Origin of the sequence: Pseudomonas sp. NPDC088885, assembly GCF_044750025.1 — a bacterium.
In the GTDB taxonomy this organism is placed as follows: Bacteria; Pseudomonadota; Gammaproteobacteria; order Pseudomonadales; family Pseudomonadaceae; genus Aquipseudomonas; species Aquipseudomonas rustica.
Genome location: NZ_JBIVJB010000001.1, coordinates 394,004 through 409,845 on the forward strand (window position 1 = coordinate 394,004; position 15,842 = coordinate 409,845).

18 protein-coding genes are annotated in these 15,842 nt (G+C 59.2%); 13 read left to right on the top strand and 5 right to left on the bottom strand.

Translation table 11 applies throughout. The features are described from left to right. Positions 1-114 precede the first annotated feature (114 nt). From ACIP1X_RS01550 to ACIP1X_RS01585, 8 genes are all read left to right on the top strand, one after another. On the top strand, positions 115-1,581 hold the full coding sequence (locus ACIP1X_RS01550; RefSeq protein WP_053119783.1) for a nucleobase:cation symporter-2 family protein: 1,467 nt from the start codon (positions 115-117) through the stop codon (positions 1,579-1,581). A gap of 67 nt (positions 1,582-1,648) precedes the next feature. After that, positions 1,649-2,122 (top strand): LEA type 2 family protein, encoded by a 474-nt coding sequence (locus ACIP1X_RS01555; protein WP_159811380.1) that lies wholly within the window; start codon positions 1,649-1,651, stop codon positions 2,120-2,122. A gap of 53 nt (positions 2,123-2,175) precedes the next feature. Next, positions 2,176-2,721, top strand: coding sequence for a GNAT family N-acetyltransferase (locus ACIP1X_RS01560; RefSeq protein WP_400748648.1), 546 nt, complete (start codon positions 2,176-2,178; stop codon positions 2,719-2,721). A 10-nt stretch (positions 2,722-2,731) separates the two neighbouring features. Further along, complete coding sequence (locus ACIP1X_RS01565; protein ID WP_400748651.1) at positions 2,732-3,250, top strand: AAA family ATPase; 519 nt, start codon at positions 2,732-2,734, stop codon at positions 3,248-3,250. Positions 3,251-3,308: 58 nt separating this feature from the next. Beyond that, a complete protein-coding gene (locus ACIP1X_RS01570; protein WP_400748654.1) occupies positions 3,309-4,163 on the top strand; it encodes an NUDIX domain-containing protein in 855 nt (284 codons plus the stop codon). Positions 4,164-4,378: 215 nt separating this feature from the next. Next, positions 4,379-5,587: a chromate efflux transporter gene (gene chrA / locus ACIP1X_RS01575; RefSeq protein WP_400748657.1), complete on the top strand. Its 1,209-nt coding sequence runs from the start codon at positions 4,379-4,381 to the stop codon at positions 5,585-5,587. Positions 5,588-5,693: 106 nt separating this feature from the next. Further along, entirely contained in the window at positions 5,694-6,200 is a 507-nt protein-coding gene (msrA, locus tag ACIP1X_RS01580; protein ID WP_400748659.1) for a peptide-methionine (S)-S-oxide reductase MsrA, read from the top strand. 139 nt (positions 6,201-6,339) lie between these two features. After that, positions 6,340-8,199 (top strand): ABC transporter ATP-binding protein, encoded by a 1,860-nt coding sequence (locus ACIP1X_RS01585; protein ID WP_400748662.1) that lies wholly within the window; start codon positions 6,340-6,342, stop codon positions 8,197-8,199. Positions 8,200-8,226: 27 nt separating this feature from the next. Here ACIP1X_RS01585 and ACIP1X_RS01590 read toward each other — a convergent pair whose 3' ends face one another. Then, positions 8,227-8,412, bottom strand: a complete 186-nt coding sequence (locus ACIP1X_RS01590; protein WP_053119766.1) for a hypothetical protein — start codon at positions 8,410-8,412, stop codon at positions 8,227-8,229. 161 nt (positions 8,413-8,573) lie between these two features. Here ACIP1X_RS01590 and ACIP1X_RS01595 point away from each other — a divergent pair, with 161 nt between their 5' ends. Both ACIP1X_RS01595 and ACIP1X_RS01600 read left to right on the top strand, forming a co-directional pair. After that, positions 8,574-9,014 (top strand): TspO/MBR family protein, encoded by a 441-nt coding sequence (locus tag ACIP1X_RS01595; protein ID WP_053119764.1) that lies wholly within the window; start codon positions 8,574-8,576, stop codon positions 9,012-9,014. Next, entirely contained in the window at positions 9,014-10,048 is a 1,035-nt protein-coding gene (locus ACIP1X_RS01600) for an alpha/beta hydrolase (RefSeq protein ID WP_400748665.1), read from the top strand. The genes ACIP1X_RS01595 and ACIP1X_RS01600 overlap by 1 nt, the downstream gene beginning before the upstream one ends. A gap of 40 nt (positions 10,049-10,088) precedes the next feature. Here ACIP1X_RS01600 and ACIP1X_RS01605 read toward each other — a convergent pair whose 3' ends face one another. Both ACIP1X_RS01605 and ACIP1X_RS01610 read right to left on the bottom strand, forming a co-directional pair. After that, complete coding sequence (locus ACIP1X_RS01605; RefSeq protein ID WP_212546009.1) at positions 10,089-11,189, bottom strand: polyamine ABC transporter substrate-binding protein; 1,101 nt, start codon at positions 11,187-11,189, stop codon at positions 10,089-10,091. A 70-nt stretch (positions 11,190-11,259) separates the two neighbouring features. Beyond that, on the bottom strand, positions 11,260-12,072 hold the full coding sequence (locus tag ACIP1X_RS01610) for a carbon-nitrogen hydrolase family protein (protein WP_400748668.1): 813 nt from the start codon (positions 12,070-12,072) through the stop codon (positions 11,260-11,262). 219 nt (positions 12,073-12,291) lie between these two features. Here ACIP1X_RS01610 and ACIP1X_RS01615 point away from each other — a divergent pair, with 219 nt between their 5' ends. Both ACIP1X_RS01615 and ACIP1X_RS01620 read left to right on the top strand, forming a co-directional pair. Next, positions 12,292-12,795 (top strand): thiol-disulfide oxidoreductase DCC family protein, encoded by a 504-nt coding sequence (locus ACIP1X_RS01615; protein WP_400748671.1) that lies wholly within the window; start codon positions 12,292-12,294, stop codon positions 12,793-12,795. Positions 12,796-12,867: 72 nt separating this feature from the next. Next, positions 12,868-13,311, top strand: a complete 444-nt coding sequence (locus ACIP1X_RS01620) for a PaaI family thioesterase (protein ID WP_053119755.1) — start codon at positions 12,868-12,870, stop codon at positions 13,309-13,311. On the opposite strand, the gene ACIP1X_RS01625 is transcribed toward ACIP1X_RS01620, so the two are convergent. Both ACIP1X_RS01625 and ACIP1X_RS01630 read right to left on the bottom strand, forming a co-directional pair. Next, positions 13,312-14,544: an NADH:flavin oxidoreductase/NADH oxidase family protein gene (locus ACIP1X_RS01625; protein ID WP_400748674.1), complete on the bottom strand. Its 1,233-nt coding sequence runs from the start codon at positions 14,542-14,544 to the stop codon at positions 13,312-13,314. A gap of 90 nt (positions 14,545-14,634) precedes the next feature. After that, entirely contained in the window at positions 14,635-15,057 is a 423-nt protein-coding gene (locus ACIP1X_RS01630) for a MerR family transcriptional regulator (RefSeq protein WP_400748677.1), read from the bottom strand. Positions 15,058-15,350: 293 nt separating this feature from the next. On the opposite strand from ACIP1X_RS01630, the gene ACIP1X_RS01635 reads away from it, so the two are divergent. Beyond that, positions 15,351-15,749, top strand: coding sequence for a hypothetical protein (locus ACIP1X_RS01635; RefSeq protein ID WP_400748679.1), 399 nt, complete (start codon positions 15,351-15,353; stop codon positions 15,747-15,749). The last annotated feature ends 93 nt before the right edge of the window (positions 15,750-15,842 follow it).

The window sequence follows — 15,842 nt, forward strand, 5'->3', positions numbered from 1 at the left end:
CCCAATAAAACCTGACCTTTCAGGCAATTTTTGCTCGTTGCCCTCGCCGCGCTCTTGCGGCATCCTGCGCCTCCATTTTCTGACCCGGCCCCGCCTCGCGGCGCATAAATCACCATGACCGCCTCTGAAAAAGCCCCGCGCAACAACGACTTGATCTACGGTCTCAACGACCGTCCGCACCTCACCGCCACTGTGTTCGCCGCGCTGCAACATGTGCTCGCCAGCTTCGTCGGCATCATCACGCCGACCCTGATCATGGGCGGCGCCCTCGGTCTGCAAAGCGAAATTCCCTACCTGATCAGCATGGCGCTGTTCGTCTCCGGCCTCGGCACGTTCGTCCAGGCCAAGCGTTTCGGCCCGGTCGGTTCCGGATTGTTGTGCCTGCAAGGCACCAGTTTCTCGTTTATCAGCGTGATTCTCAGTGCCGGTTTCATGGTCAAGGCGCGCGGTGGTGGCACCGATGAAATCCTCTCGACGATCTTCGGCGTGTGCTTCTTCGCCGCGTTCATCGAGGTTGCGCTCAGCCAGTTCATCGGCAAATTGCGCATGCTGATCACCCCGGTGGTCACCGGCACCATCATCACCTTGATGGGCCTGTCGTTGATCAAAGTGGCGATGACCGACATTGCCGGCGGTTTCGGCGCGGCGGATCTGGGCGCGTCCAGCCATCTGTTTCTGGCCGCGCTGGTGATCGGCACCATTGTCGTGTTGAACCGCGTTGACGTGCCGTTCCTGCGCCTCGGCGCGATCGTTATCGGCCTGACCCTCGGTTACTTCGTTGCATGGCTGATGGGCACCGTCGATTTCGCTTCGATGCCAGAAGTGCCGCTGGTCAGCGTGCCGGTGCCGTTCAAGTACGGTTTCAATTTCGACTGGGTCGCGTTTGTGCCGATCGCGGTGATTTTCCTGGTGTCGCCGCTCGAAGCTGCGGGCGACCTGACTGCCAACTCGATGATCTCGCGCCAACCGGTCAAAGGCCCGCTGTACATCCGCCGGATCAAGTCCGGCCTGCTCGCTGATGGCCTCAACTCGGCCATGGCGGCGGTGTTCAACAGCATGCCGATGGTGACCTTCGCGCAGAACAACGGCGTGATCCAGCTCACCGGCGTCGCCAGCCGCTATGTCGCCTTCTTCATCGCCGGTCTGCTGGTGCTGCTCGGGCTGTTCCCGATGATCGGCGCGGTGCTGCAATTGATGCCAAAACCGGTGCTCGGCGGCGCTGAGCTGGTGATGTTCGGCACCGTCGCGGTGGCCGGGATCAAGATCCTCGCCGAAGCCGGCCTGCACCGTCGCAACATGCTTATCGTGGCGATTTCCCTCGGCATGGGCCTGGGCATTGCCGCTGTGCCGGAGGTGCTGCGTGAGCTGCCGCAAGCGCTGCGCAACATCTTCGAATCGCCAATCACCGTCGGTGCGTTGTGCGCTATCGTGCTGAACGTCTTCCTGCCGGAAGAATTCATCGAACTGGAAGAAGACGATTTCGACCCGGAAGCTTCTATTCTTCAGGTCATGGAAAACCCGGACATGCCGTCCAAAGCTGAACCTGGCCAACCGGCGGCTGTCGCACAGTTGAACCGCTGACGTCCGGCCTTTAACAGAAAGGGCTGCACCGGCAACGGTTCAGCCCTTTTTTGTTGAGAGACCGTTTATGCGCCGCGTCCACGCCGTCATTCTGTCGTTACTGTTGCTGTCCCTCAGTGCCTGCGCGCTGTTTCCCAACCGAGACCCGGTGAACATCAACGTGGTCGGCCTCGAACCGTTGCCGAGCCAGGATCTGGAAGTGCGCTTCGCGATCAAGATCCGCGTGCAGAACCCCAACGAAACCGCCATCGACTACAACGGCATCGCCCTCGATCTGGAAGTCAACGGCCATTCGCTGGCCTCCGGCGTGAGCGATCAGAGCGGCTCGATTCCGCGCTTCTCCGAAACCATCGTCAGCGTGCCGGTGAGCATTTCCGCGTTCTCGGTACTGCGCCAAACCCTCGGCCTCAGTCAGACGCAAACCCTCGACAATCTGCCGTACGTGCTGCGCGGAAAACTCGCCGGCGGCTTGTTCGGCACCATGCGTTTTGTCGACAGCGGCAAGCTGAGTTTGCCGAAAGCCACTGCCGCGACCTGGTAAAGATGGGTTAGCCTTGGGCGTTCATTAGCAATGCTCAAGGAGGCGGCACGATTATGGAAGAGATACCGACGTTGTACACCGAACGGCTGATCCTGCGTCCGCTGGAACTGGCCGACGCTGATGCCGTGCAGCAGCAATTTGCGCACTGGGAAGTGGTGCGTTACCTGAACGCCCTCGTCCCTTGGCCCTACCCCGCCGACGGCGCCCTCACCTACCTGCGCGACATTGCATTGCCGGCGATGGCCGCTGGCAAGGAGTGGCATTGGTCGCTGCGGCTGAAATCGGCACCTGAACAATTGATCGGCAACATCAGCCTGATGGATGAGCAGGACAACAACCGTGGGCTCTGGCTCGCGCCGGCATGGCACGGTCAAGGCCTGATGACCGAAGCCTGCGCCGCCGTCACCGATTATTGGTTCGAAACCCTTGATCGCCCGCTCATGCGCGTGCCGAAAGCGGCGCCTAATATCGCCTCGCGCCGGCTCTCCGAACGCAGCGGCATGCGCCTGATCGGCAGCGATGAAGGCGACTTCGTCAGCGGCCGCTGGCCTCGGGATCTCTGGGAAATCAGCCGCGAAGAATGGCTGAGTCAACGCTGAGGAGCTCCCCATGCTTATTGTGTTCAGCGGTTTGCCCGGCACCGGCAAAACGACCCTCGCCAAATCTGTCGCGACGCGGTTAAAAGCCACGTACCTGAGGATTGATTCGATTGAACAAGCGATCCGTAACGCCGACGTTCTCGCAGGCGATGTCGGCCGCAGTGGTTATTTTGTTGCGCTTGAACTGGCGCTGGTCAATCTTCGACCGGGTCACACTGTCATCGTCGACTGCGTCAATCCTGTGGCTGAAAGCAGACAAGCGTGGGCCGATGTTGCCGCCTGTGCTGACGCTGCGCTGCTGAATATCGAAGTGATCTGCTCAGACCTGCAAGAGCACCGTCGGCGCGTTGAACAGCGGCAGTCAGATGTTCCGGGGTTGATCCCACCCTCGTGGCAATCGGTGCTTGATCATGACTATGAACCCTGGTCGCCAGCACCGCTCACGGTTGATACGGCGCAACTGAGCATCGATCAAGCCGTCGAACTCATCTTGCTCAACGGGGCTGTGCAAGGTGTGTCTCCCGATTAGCGAAGTTCGTGCAGACGTGTGGTATTAATTCATAAATTTCCAGCAAGGCTGCTTGTTCATGAATCACCGCAATGTGCGCATCGTCGCCCAGCATCTGCTCTCGGACAACTGGTACATCCTGAAGAAAATCGATTTCGAACTGCAACGCCGTGACGGCAGTTGGCAGGCGCTCACCCGCGAGGTCTACGATCGCGGCAATGGTGCCACGATCGGTCTCTATAATTTGGCTAAGCGCACCGTCATTCTCATCCGCCAGTTCCGCATCCCGACGTTCGTCAATGGCCATGACGGCTACCTGATCGAAACCGCTGCCGGTTTGCTGGATGACGCCAGCCCTGAAGAGCGCGTGCGCCTTGAAGCCGAAGAAGAAACCGGCTATCGCGTGCAATCGGTGCGCAAGGTCTACGAAGCGTTCATGAGCCCCGGCTCGGTGACTGAACGCCTGCATTTTTTTGTCGGTGAGTATCAGCCGCAGGATCGCATCAGCGATGGCGGTGGTCTGGCCGAGGAAGGCGAAGACATCGAGGTACTGGAGTTGCCGTTTGCCGAAGCGCTGGCGATGGTTGATGACGGGCGGATCATGGATGGCAAGACCATCATGCTTTTGCAGTACCTCAAGCAAGTGATGCCGAGCTCGGATGCGTTGACGATTGTGGTTTGCGGTTCTGATGATCGGGTGGCGTTGGCTACTGGCAGTGAATTGCTGCAGGCGGGACATTTTCCGTTGGTGGCGTCGACAGGGTTCGGTGGCGAGGTTTATCGCGACTATGCGAAGGCGCTGTTGCAGCGCTGCGATGGGGTTTTGCATGTTGGTGGTACCGCCGGGAGCGCCGATCTGATCGAAGAACTGGCTGTGCAACTGGGGCTGCCGATTTATCGCGCCCTCGACGACATACTGGTTGCTAAACAGTAGGTTTGTGGTGGCGCGGCCGGCCTCTTCGCGAGCAAGCCCGCTCCCACAGGGGTTCTGCGTCAAACGCAGATTTTGAGCCCGACACAGAACCCATGTGGGAGCGGGCTTGCTCGCGAAGGGGCCCGCCCGTTCCCCCTCAAAACATCTGAAAACGCTCCACTCAAGGAAGACACCATTGAAAAAAGCTCCGGGCACCCTGCTGAGTAACCGAATTAATGGCCCAATCCCCTAACGAAACGCGCAGCACTGCCTGGTCGGTGTTGGCAATCTTCTTGCGCCTCGGCTTGACCTCATTCGGGGGCCCCATCGCGCATTTGGGTTACTTCCACCATGAGTTCGTCACAAAACGACACTGGCTGAGCGAACGCAGTTATGCCGATCTGGTAGCGCTCTGCCAGTTTCTGCCCGGACCGGCCAGCAGTCAGGTGGGCATCGCATTGGGCATGTCCCGCGCTGGCTATCGCGGAGCGCTGGCGGCGTGGGCCGGCTTCACGTTGCCGTCGGCCGCTCTACTGATTTTGTTCGCCTTGGGTGTTTCCCGTTACGGCGACGCGCTTGGGCCCGGCGCCCTTCACGGCCTCAAAGTGGTCGCTGTCGCGGTCGTTGCTCAAGCCGTCTGGGGCATGGCGAAAAACCTCTGCACTGATCTCACGCGCATCGCTCTCATGGTTATTGCTGCGTGTGGCGCCCTGCTTGAACCGTCTGCGTGGGGACAGGTCAGCGTGATCGTCATTGCCGGACTTGCCGGTGTGATGCTGTGCAAACCCGGGCCAAGCGATGCGCACGATTTACTGCCAATTCCGATCAGCCGCAAGTCCGGCGCAATCTGGCTGACGCTATTTTTTGCACTGCTGTTTGGCCTGCCACTGTTAGCCGGACTGACCGCTGACAGAAGCGTGGCAATGATCGACGCCTTCTACCGCACAGGCTCTCTGGTATTCGGCGGCGGGCATGTGGTTTTGCCGCTACTACAAGCCGAGGTGGTGCCGCCCGGTTGGGTCAGTAATGAAACCTTTCTTGCCGGTTATGGGGCTGCTCAGGCGGTTCCAGGCCCATTGTTTACGTTCGCAGCGTTTCTGGGAGCGTCGATGAACCAGACACCTTACGGCTGGACAGGCGGCCTGCTTTGCTTGCTGGCGATCTTCGCCCCGTCCTTTTTATTGATCGCAGGGGTTTTGCCTTTTTGGGAGCGCTTGCGACGCAGCGTGCGCACGCGGGCTGCGCTTGCCGGGATCAATGCGGCGGTGGTCGGCTTGCTGTTGACGGCGCTGTACGACCCCGTCTGGACGAACGCCATTTTCACGCTTCAAGACTTCGGACTGGCGCTGGCTGCCCTGATCGCGTTGATGTTTTGGCGGCTTCCCGCGTGGCTGGTCGTGATCGGCAGCGGTGTAATCGGCGGATTGATGAGCACCACTATGTGAGCGCCGTCGAAAGACCGGAAAACTAATCCGTGCCTTTTTCCTTGGAATCCGCCAACCCGCCCTCATAACTACGCAGACACCAATGCCCTCAAGAGGAAGCACTGACATGACCACTCAAACCGAAACTGCCCTTCTCGCCGGCGGCTGCTTCTGGGGCATGCAGGATCTGCTGCGGCGTTATCCGGGCGTGTTGCAAACGCGGGTCGGTTACACCGGCGGCGACGTGCCGAACGCCACATATCGCAATCACGGCAACCACGCCGAAGCTATCGAAATCGTCTTCGATCCGGCGGTGATCAGCTATCGGCAGATTCTTGAATTCTTCTTCCAGATCCACGACCCAAGCACGCCGAACCGTCAGGGTAACGACCTCGGCCCGAGCTATCGTTCGGCGATCTATTACCTCAGCGAAGAACAACGCGACACTGCTGAAGACACCGCGGCCGACGTCGACGCATCAAAACTGTGGCCGGGCCGCGTCGTTACTGAAATCGAACCGGCGGGGCCATTCTGGGAGGCGGAACCTGAGCATCAGGATTACCTCGAACGTATCCCGAATGGCTACACCTGCCACTTCATCCGGCCAAACTGGAAACTGCCAAAGCGCGCCTGAGGGCCAGCGCAACGGGCATCTCCATTAGGCGCCACACTGCGTCGGGGTCGAAATCAGTCATGGGTAAATGACGGCTTCCGACCCTGATGCAGTCTTAAAGTGGCAAAATCGCTCCATCTTTATCGTTTCGGAAACCACCATGCTTCGCGCTTTTGAAAAAAGACTCGACCCCTTCCCGCCAGACGAAGTACCGCCACCACCCGCAGGTCTGGCGCGGTTCCTTTGGGCCTGCACTCGCGGCGCGCGCGGCTATATCCTGCTGTTTGCGCTGCTCAGTGCCGCGGTGTCGATCTACGAAGCGTGGCTGTTTTCGTTCCTCGGTCAGGTCGTCGACCTGCTCTCGACCTGGAAGGCTGGTGGCGACGCCGGCGCGCAGGAGACCCGCGTGTTGTGGGGCATGGGCATCGTCATGGTGGCGAGCATTGGCCTGGTCGCGCTGCGCACGATGGTGCAGCACCAGATTCTGGCGATCAATTTGCCGCTGCGCCTGCGTTGGGATTTCCACCGGCTGATGCTGCGGCAGAGCCTTTCGTTTTTTTCCGATGAATTCTCCGGCCGGGTCACCACCAAGGTGATGCAGACCGCGTTGGCCGTGCGTGACGTGCTGTTCACCCTGATCGAAATCCTTCCCGGGATCGGCGTGTATTTCATCGCGATCATCGCGCTGGCCGGCGGGTTTGCGCTGAAACTGATGCTGCCGTTCGTTGGCTGGATCGCCTTGTTTGGCCTGGCCATGGTCTATTTCGTCCCGCGTCTGGGCAAAGTCGGCCAGGAACAGGCGCATGCGCGCTCGTCGATGACCGGCCGTATTTCCGACGCCTACACCAACATCACCACGGTAAAACTGTTCTCCCACTCCAACCGTGAAGCGCACTTCGCGCGCGCGGCGATGGAAGATTTCAAACAGACCGGTTTTCGTCAGATGCGCCTGGTCAGCCAGTTCGAGATCGTCAACCAGGCATTGGTCGTCGGCCTGATCATGAGCGCCGGCGGCTATGCGCTGTGGTTGTGGCACTTGGGCGAAATCGGCACCGGTGCCGTGGCGGCGATCATCGCCATGGCCTTGCGCATCAACGGCATGTCGCACTGGATCATGTGGCAGATGACCGCGTTGTTCGAAAGCATCGGCACCGTGCAAGACGGCATGGCGACTTTCACGCGCAGCCCGAAAGTGCAGGATGCGCCGGACGCGAAGGGTTTGGTCACCTCCGGCGGCGCGGTCACGTTCGACAACGTCAGCTTCAACTACAACGGCGAACGCCAAGTGCTCGATGGCCTGAGCCTGAACATTCGTCCGGGCGAAAAAATCGGTCTGGTCGGTCGCTCCGGCGCCGGTAAATCCACGCTGATCAACTTGCTGCTGCGCTTCTATGATGTCGACAAAGGCCAGATCCGCATCGACGGGCAAGACATCGCGCACATCACCCAGGACAGCCTGCGCAGCGCCATCGGCATGGTCACGCAGGACACGTCCCTGCTGCACCGCTCGATTCGCGACAACATCGCCTATGGCCGCCCCGATGCCACCGACGCGCAAGTGCGCACTGCCGCCGCCAACGCGCAGGCCGATGAGTTCATCAGTCAACTGAGCGATCGCCAGGGCCACAGCGGTTACGACACCTTGGTCGGTGAACGCGGCATCAAGCTGTCTGGCGGCCAGCGTCAACGTGTGGCGATTGCCCGAGTGATGCTCAAAAACGCGCCGATCCTGCTCCTCGACGAAGCCACCAGCGCGCTGGACTCGGAAGTCGAAGTGGCGATTCAGGAGAGCCTCGACAAAATGATGGAAGGCAAAACCGTCATCGCCATCGCCCACCGACTGTCGACCATTGCGGCGATGGATCGACTGATCGTCATGGACGACGGGCGCATCATCGAACAAGGCAACCACACCGAACTGCTGGCCAAAAACGGCATCTATGCGCGGCTTTGGCACCATCAGAGCGGCGGGTTCCTCGGTGAGGATCAAGGGATTGCCGAGGCGATGGATCAGGATTAAGCGTGAATGGCCCGTAGCCGACAATCGCTACGGGCCACTGTAATGAATGAGCAACGCGATAAACGCCACGAATGGCGCGATCAGAATCACCCCACCCACCGCGACCGCCCAGCCCCAGGCAAATCCACTCTCGCCCTTGAAGCGGCCACCACTGAGCAATCTCAGCACAAACACGCCGATGCGGTGAGCTATCAAATCCAGGATGAAGTCCATTTTATCCTCGCCAAAATTCGCTGCTGCGCTGAGCGTAGCTGACCCGCCAGTGCTTGAACCGCAGACAATTCCAAACTTTTCGCCGCGCCAGGCGTCTTCTCTCTAACACGGCCAACTCGGCCCTCCTCCCCCAACCAGCTGTTCACAGCTAAGGACTGGCGATGACTCTGTTCATTTTTCTACTGGCCTGCGCGGCGGCCGCGACTACCGGCGTGATTTTCAAACCGGGCGAATGGTATGCGTCGCTGAACAAACCGCGTTTCACCCCGCCCAACTGGGCATTTCCGCTGGCCTGGACGGTGATTTATCTGTTGCTGGCCTGGGCCGGTTATCGCTTGACGCTGATTCCTGGCAGTCAGGTGGTTTTGGCGTTGTGGGCGGCGCAGATTGCCTTGAATACGCTGTGGACGCCGGTGTTCTTTGGCGCGCATCAGGTGTTGGCGGCGATGGTGATTCTGGTGCTGCTGTGGCTGGTGGTGGCGGTAATGGTGGTGATGGCGCTGCGGCTGGATGTAATCACTGGTTTGATCCTGTTTCCGTACCTCGTGTGGTTGTGCGTGGCGGCGGCGCTGAATTTCTCCATTCTGCGTAATAACCGTTGATGGGCGGCTTCAGGTCGACTCGAAAAGCACCGTGGCCGCAGGGCGAGCGGGAGTTGGCGGAGGTGCACGCCTTCAATAAAAAACTCGCCTGGTTGCCGCGTTTTCGCATTCGTAATCGGCTTACGCCGAGGCTGATTCAGGGGCTGCTGCGGGTGAGTCAGGTCGGGGGCGGTGCTGCTAAATTGCGCGAGCATGGGCTTACCGCTGAGCGAAAACTGATTGAGGGCGGCAGCGTAGCGGTGCCGGTTCGGATTATCCGCCCCAAAGGCCAGCCGAAAGGTGTGGTGCTGGATTTTCATGGCGGCGGTTGGGTCATCGGCAACGCGCAGATGAACGACAACTTCAACATCGCCATGGTCAACACCTGCGACGTCGCGGTGGTGTCGGTCGATTATCGTCTGGCCGTGTCGACGCCGATTGATGACCTGCTCGAGGATTGTCTGAACGCCGCGCGCTGGTTGCTCAATGAGGACGAGTTTGCCGACCTGCCGGTTATCGTCGTCGGCGAATCGGCGGGCGGTCATCTGGCGGCAGCGACTTTGCTGGCACTGAAACAGTCACCGCCATTGCTGCAACGTATCTGCGGGGCGCTGTTGTACTACGGCGTTTATGACCTGACGGGAACGCCGAGTGTGCGCAATGCGCGGGCAGATACGCTGGTGCTGGACGGGCCGGGGATGGTTGAAGCGCTTCGCATGCTGACGCCGGACTTGACCGATGAACAACGGCGTCAGCCGCCACTTTCACCGCTCTACGGCGATTTCAGCGGCATGCCGCCGGCGTTGCTGTTTGCCGGTGAGCTGGATCCTCTGCGTGACGACACGCTCGACATCGCTGAACGCTGGATCAAATCGGCACCGGTCGAAGTGTACCTGCTCCCATCCTCGCCGCACGGTTTCATTCACTTTCCGACAGCGTTTGCGCAGAGAGTGCTGGCGTACAGTCGTGAGTGGATCACGGCGCGGATCGCGGATAGCGCCGCCGATGTAGAAGGCATCGCCAACCATCCCGCGACTCAAAGGACAACACAGTAACGGTGGTGAGGGAGTCTGCTCCCTCACCACATGACGAGCCTTAAGTGCCGCTTTTAACTTTGCTCCACACCCGCGTACGCACCCGTTCGATCTTCAGCGGCAATGGCTGCGACGGGAACAGCGTCGCCAGTGTCGCGGCTGGCGGATAGATGTCCGGATTGTTCCGCAGGTTCTCATTGACGAAGGCCAGCGCCGTTTTGTTGCCATTCGGATAGCTCAGGTAGTTCGTGCTTTTCGCAATGACCTCAGGGCGCAGCATGTAATTGATGAATTGCATGCCCTGCTCCGGGTGCGGCGCGTCTTTGAGCAGGACGAGGTTTTCAATCCACACCGACGAGCCTTCGCGCGGAATGCGATAGGCCAGTTGTCGGCCATTCTTCGCCCGCTCGGCACTGGTTTTTGCGTCGTACACGCCGCCCGACCAGGCAACCACCGCGCAGATGTTGCCGTTGGCCAGATCGGTGATGAAGCGTGACGAGTCGAAATAGGTGATGTAAGGGCGGATTTTCAGCAGCAGCGCTTCGGCTTTCTCGTAGTCGGCGGGGTTGGTGCTGTCCGGCGGCAGGCCGAGGTAGTGCAAGGTGATCGGGATGATCTCGCTCGGCGAGTCGAGCATCGCCACGCCGCACTGGCTGAGCTTCTTGATGTTTTCTTCCTTGAAGATCAGATCCCAGGAATCCGCTGGCGTCTCGTCACCGAAGATTTTCTTCACCTGATCGACGTCATAACCAATCCCCGTGGTGCCCCACAGATACGGGATCGAGTAGCGGTTGCCGGGATCGTTTTGCGCGACTTTGGCGAGAATGTCCGGATCGAGGTTCGAGCGATTGCTCAACTGGCTGTTGTCGAGTTCCTTCAAGACGCCGGCCTTGATCAGGTTGGGCAACGCGCTGTTGGTCACCACAGCCACGTCGTAGCCGCTGCGGCCGACCATCAACTTGCTTTGCATGACATCGGCGCTGTCGAAGGTGTCGAGCAGCATCGGTGTGCCGGTTTCTTTCTCGAAGTCTTTTGGCGCTTCCGGCGCGATGAAGTCGTACCAGTTGTAGAAGTTCACCGTGGGGCCCTGCGCCGAACTGACGGCCGCCACCAAGCCGCAAACGGTGAACACGCCAAGGTGCAGCAAACGCTTGAGTTTCATAGGAGCTCCTGGGGAATCGGCCAGCGCTTGGCCGTTCGCCGCGACATTGTTGTTATGGATAGCGCAAGGTTCAGGGGATCAGCAGCTCGCGGCGACCGTCCGGGTGTTCGGTGATGTCAGCGGCGAGTTTCAAACGTTTCTCGGCGCGATAATCGTAGAGCGCGCGGGCCGTGGCGATGCGCGTCATGTCCAGTTCGATGACATGCCGGCATTCCTCCGCGCCAGCTTCGAACAGACGCTGGCCGAACGGATCGACGACGGTGCTGCCGCCGGCAAACACTTCGCCAACGCCATCACCGACGCGATTGACCATGGCGGCGAACAGCTGATTTTCCTGAGCTCGGGCGGCCACGGCGGTGTGGTGAACGTGGCCGTAGGGCTGCATGTTGCCGTCGGTGATCAGGATCAGTTCGGCGCCGAGCGCGGCCAGTGCGCAGGCGCTTTCCGGGAACTCGATGTCGTAGCAAATCAACAAACCGATGCGCACGCCCCGCCATTGCACGGTGGCGAAGCGGTCGCCGGGCAACACCAATTCAGGCTCGCCAACCCATAGATGGGTTTTGCGATAACTCAGGGCGATGCCTTCTGGGGTGATGAACAGTGTGGTGTTGTAGAGGCGCTCGCCGGCGCGTTCGATCAGGCCAACCACCACCGCGATATCGCGTTCGCGGGCAGCGGCGCAGATCGTCTTCACGTTTGGCCCGCTGAGGTTTTCAGCGAGTTGGGCGATGTTGTCATGGCCGAGAAAACCGGTAAGGTACGCCTCGGGAAACACCACGATGTCGGTGCCCGGCTGGCAGTCGGCGATCGTTTGCAGAATGCATTGCAGATTGTGCGCGGCGTCGCCATCGCGTCCTGCCAGCTGTACGAGTTCTAGTTTCATTGTCAGACCTTTCGGAAAATAGCGTCCTGGCCAGGAAGCAAGGCTTTGTCAAAGGTGCGACCAGTATGCGGATCGTGGCGAAACTTCCTATCACGCTGAGGGAGTACCCCCAAAGGGTTAGATACCGATCCATGCAGGAGCTGCCGAAGGCTGCGATCTTTTGATTCACCCAACACCCGGCTATGATCCGACGTGCCCCTCTGCCAAGAATCAGCCCCTATGCCCGCCACACAAACCCGCCCTACCCCAGCGCCCTTGCTGCAACCCGGTGAAACCGTGGTGCTGTTCGATGGCGTGTGCAAACTGTGCAACGGCTGGGCGCGTTTCTTGATTCGTCATGATCAGCAACGCCGCGTGCGGCTGGCGGCGGTGCAATCGCCCGAGGGTCAGGCGCTGCTGGCGTGGGCGGGTTTGCCGATTGATCAGTTCGACACCATGGCGGTGATTCGTGACCGGCATTACTGGGAGCGTTCGGAGGCCTTTTTCGAAGTCATCAGCCAGTTACCCGGGCGCTGGCAATCGCTAAGGCTGTTGCGCGTCATTCCGCGTGCGTTACGCGATTGGGCCTACGACGGCATTGCGCGCAATCGCTATCGACTGTTCGGCAAGTACGACACCTGCCTGTTGCCCAGTGCCGATCACGAACGGCGTTTCCTCAAAGCCTTCAACGCAGGCGTAACCCACCGCATCGCGTTATCGGAGGATATTCAAAAGCCTTATTAACCCGCACGAACCTTGGTTTCTGCCGGCGAACCGCTATACCCAGTGACTCATGTCACGACAAGGATCAATACCATGGAAGATTTCACCGCCAGCAACCCCGATTACGACAAGCACGTGCCCGCCGCTGTGCTCAGCATGCCGGCGGCGAAACTGCTGGGTTTTCACTTCAACTACCTCAAACCCGGTCACTGCGAAATCGAGCAGCCGACGCGCAAAGAACTCACTCAGCACAATGGTTTTTTTCAGGGCGGGATCATTGGTGCGCTGGCGGACTTTGCCGGCGGTTCGGCGGCAGGCACCTTGCTGCCGCCGGGCTGGATCAACATGACCACGGACTTCACGGTCAAGTTGATCGCGCCCGCCGACGGCGAAAAACTGCTCGCCCGAGGGCGCGTGATCAATGCCTCGAACAACACCACCGTGGCGGCGGCTGATCTGTTTGCGGTCAAGGATGGCAAGGAAACGCTCTGCGCCACCGCGCTGGTGACCATGCGCAATCTGCCGTACAAGGGCTGATCACTGCACCCGCGCCGCCACCCATTTGCGGTACTGACGGGTGCGCAAGGCATTGGCAATCTGCTGCTGAATCAACGCGCGCAACGGCGACACCTTAGGATCGGGGGTTCGGTTCTGGCTGAGTTTACGCAACTGGAACTTGACCACCGCCATGTTGGCCAGCGAGGCCATGGCTTTGTTCTTCCAGGTAATCGGCGGCAATTCGGGCGCGCTGTCCTGCCCTTGCAACCAGTCACGCGGCAGGTTCGGATCGATGGCCAACGCTGTGCCGATGCCGACCATGTCCACGCCACTCTGCACGACCATTTCAGCAATCGAACGACGACGCACGCCACCGGTGACCATCACTGGCATCTTCGCGACGGTCTGAATGTCGCGGGCGAATTCGACGAAATACGCTTCGCGCGCCAAGGTACGACCATCACGCGCGTCGCCCTGCATCGCCGGCGCTTCATAACTGCCACCAGATAACTCAACGAGATCCACGCCCAGATCGTTGAGCAACGCCACCACTTGCCGCGCGTCCTCGGCACTGAAGCCGCCGCGCTGGAAATCGGCGGAATTGAGTTTCACCGCGACGGCATAAGACGGAGAGACCACTGCGCGCACGGCTTTGACGATCTCGAGCAATAGTCGCGCGCGGTTTTCCAGTGAGCCACCCCATTCGTCTGTGCGCTGATTGGTCAACGGCGAAAGGAACTGGCTGAGCAAATAGCCGTGCGCGGCGTGAATTTCTACGCCAGTAAACCCGGCCTGCTCACCGAGTCGTGCGGTAGTGGCGAAACGCTGAATCACGTCGGCAATCACTTCCGGCGTCATCGCATGGGGCGTAGCGAAGTGTTTGGACAGGCTGCCCAGTTCCAGCGCAATCGCTGACGGTGCCCAGGTTTTCTGCCCGAGGTTGGCCTGCATCTGTCGGCCCGGATGGTTGATCTGCAACCAGAACTGCGCGCCACCGGAACGACCGATCTGCGCCCAGCGCTTGAACTTGGCCAGTTGCTGTTCGTCCTGCAACACCACGCCACCCGGCCCGGTCATCGCACGGCCGTCGACCATCACATTGCCGGTGATGATCAGTCCAGCGCCGCCGTCGGCCCAAGCTTGGTAGAGACGCATGAGTTCGGTTGAAGGCGCCTGATCGGCGTCGGCCATGTTCTCTTCCATGGCGGCTTTGGCGATGCGGTTTTTGACGGTGGAGCCGTTGGGAAGTGACAGGCTGTCGAACACGTTCATGGGCAATCCTCGTTTAACGTGGGATCACCATAAGATTGAAGTCAACTTTAAGGTCAACCGCTTTTTTTGGTGTCGATCAAACATCAGGCGTTAACGGGAAGACTCAACCGCGGCCTTGCGCATGCGCTTGAGTAATAGCTGCGCATTGTCCGCGCAGCCAACGTTTTCTGGCTTGCTCTCGATGCCTTCGATCACCTGTAGCAATTGCGCTTTGTTGTGCGCCAGCCGCTGCTGAAGCACTTCGATTTCCGCAACCTTGCGCTTGAGCCCTACGAGCATTTCTTCTGGGCGCCAGTCATCGGCCCCTGTCGGCAGCAACTGGCGAACTTCATCCAGCGAAAACCCCGCCGCCTGCGCACCGGTGATGATCTGCAAAATCCACTCGGTTTCCGGCGCGTAATCCCGATAACCGTTGGCCTTGCGCGCAACGGACTTGATCAGCCCGCTCGCCTCGTAGAAGCGGATGCGCGACGTCGCCAGACCGCTGATTTTTGCCAGTTCACCGATTTTCATGTTTCACCCGAGCAGCGTTTGACCTTGAAGGGCACTTTAAACCTTTGGCGGTTTTGTGGCCAAGGGCTGAAAGGTTGTGGCCCTGCTCAAATCGCTCTCGCGGGCCCGAAATTGGCTCCTGCAGTTTGCCGCGCGTGTCTGATGCAGCGAACTTTTTTCAAGCTTTCATTTCACGATAAAGACTATAAGTAACCGTTCTAAAAAACTGTAATTTATGACAGTGACAGGGTGGATTTCGAAAAATTATTCTTGACCCACAAATCACCTCCCCCCGTCACACAAGGAAGTAAATCATGTCAACGGAAATAAAAAAAACAGAAGCCAAATATGATTGGCATGTAGTAGAAATGAATGTTTCTGTTCATGGTTACTCAGGCGACTTGAAGTTGCGCTACCGTAGGGTCGGCCCCGAATTTACTGTTGATACACTTGAGTACCGAATCAACAAAGGTGGTCATACTGGGGGGAACAAAGCCAATATCAATTTCAAAGTAACAGGTGGCAATGGTGCAACTATCATCACCGATTCTCCTGATAGCATGATTCAGGATGGAAACTGGAGACCGTATGCTCGAAATGTAAAACTTAATGTAGGTAACGCGACGACGGCCATCATAGAAGTTGAATTTATATTTGACAGAACAGCAGGCGCGGACCCTCGTGGGATGGCAATCAGACACCTTACAATTTAGTTGCATCAAAATCTTTCCAAGCAGGCGACCACCTGTAGGAGTGAGCCTGCTCGCGATAACGCAATGCCTGTACCCAAAGATGCCGGCTGACTC